This is a genomic window from Belnapia moabensis DSM 16746 (assembly GCF_000745835.1).
Lineage (GTDB): Bacteria > Pseudomonadota > Alphaproteobacteria > Acetobacterales > Acetobacteraceae > Belnapia > Belnapia moabensis.
In genome coordinates this window covers 1-1,504 of the sequence record NZ_JQKB01000271.1, presented here as the reverse complement: position 1 = coordinate 1,504, position 1,504 = coordinate 1, and the positions used below count along the sequence as shown (strand labels likewise).

The window sequence follows — 1,504 nt, the reverse complement described above, 5'->3', positions numbered from 1 at the left end:
TAGCCCGCAACATTCGTGAGGGCGGACGAGCGGTCTGAAATCGCTTCGGTTTCCTCGCTTCAGGGTTGTGCGGTCGCGCGTCGCCATGGCCGGCTTCGGGACCGGTGGTGAGGTGCGGATCGCGGGGCTGGCTGATTGCGGGTCGGAGGATGCGGCCGGGGCATTCGCCCCGGCACTCAGCAAGTCAGGCGTGGCATGCGCTCAAGGGCGAGGCGCAGGACAACCTTGTCCGGACAGGCGCTCGGCAGGTGCAGCATGACCCTGGTCTTCAGCGCGACGACACGGGTGGCGAGCTTGACCAGGCGGAGGCGGAGAGTGTCGAACTGCGCCACGCGCCAGGTGGAGCGCTTCGGCATGAGGCTGCGCAGCGACCAGAGCAGCCAGTAGGCGCCGGTGTGCAGCATGAGGCGAAGCTGATTGGCGGTGGCGCGGCTGCACGACGTGCGGTCGGCGGCGAGGTGGCGACGCCAGGCCTTGATATGGTTCTCGGCCTGACCTCTCACACAGTAGAGGTCCTCGTAGATCTGCCGCGGCGTGCCGCCGGCAAGGTTGGTGACCACGAAGCGCGTGTCGGTGCCCTGCGGTCCGGCCTCGACCCGAGCGATGATGCGCTCGACCCGGCTCCAGCTGCCGGCGCCGTCCAAGAACTCCTTGTAGCGGCGGAGCTTGTCGCTGCCCGGCATGGCGGCGCGCCGGGCGGCGGTGCTCTGCTCCAGCGCCGCGACGTGCCGACGGAGCGTGGTGGTGGAGGCGACGCCGAGCAGGAAGTCCAGCCGCTCGGCGCGGCAGAGGTCGAGCACCTCTGGGGCGCAGTAGTGGCTGTCAGCGCGGATCAGGATCTCGACCCGAGGCCAATGGCCGCGGATCTCGCGCACCAGCCGGCGCAGAAAAGCGCGGGCCTCGGCACCTGTCGGACGCCGGGCCGGGCGCAGCATGGCGGCCACGGGCCGGCCCTCGCCGTCGAACACCACGATGGGCTGGAAGCCATACTCGTCATAGTAGGCGTTGAAGAGCCGCAGTTGCTGCCCGCCGTGGACGGCATCGAAGGTGTCGTCGATGTCGAGCACGATGCGGCGGGGCACCTGCCGGAAGCTGGCGCAGTAGAGCCCCACCATGGCACGGGCCATCCGCAGCAGCGCCCGCACATCCGGCAGGTTCTCGAGCCGGGAGATGGTCGGCTGCGAGCAGAGCGGCGCGCCCTCGGGCAGCGTGTCGAGGGCGAGCTTGAAGACCGGATCGTGCCGCAGGCTGTCGGCGTCGTTGCCGTCCTCGTAGCCGGCCGCGATCATGAGCATGCGGAAGCGCAAGATGGCAGCGAGGCGGTGCCGGACCCGCTCCGGCGAGCGCGGGTCGTCGATGCAGGCTGCCAGCCGGTCGGCAATGCCGAGGCGGCGCTCGACCTCGCGCAAGGCCAGCAGGCCGCCGTCGGAGGAGAGTTGCCCGCCGTCGAAGCGGGCGATCAGGAGCTTGCCGCCAACCGATGACAGGCCGGGCAGCGGCGGGG

General features: G+C 70.5%; 1 protein-coding gene. It reads right to left on the bottom strand.

Annotated elements, in window-relative coordinates; genetic code table 11:
- Positions 1-176: 176 nt before the first annotated feature.
- Complete coding sequence (locus tag EP26_RS30805; protein WP_052389907.1) at positions 177-1,496, bottom strand: IS1380 family transposase; 1,320 nt, start codon at positions 1,494-1,496, stop codon at positions 177-179.
- Between the last annotated feature and the right edge of the window lie 8 nt (positions 1,497-1,504).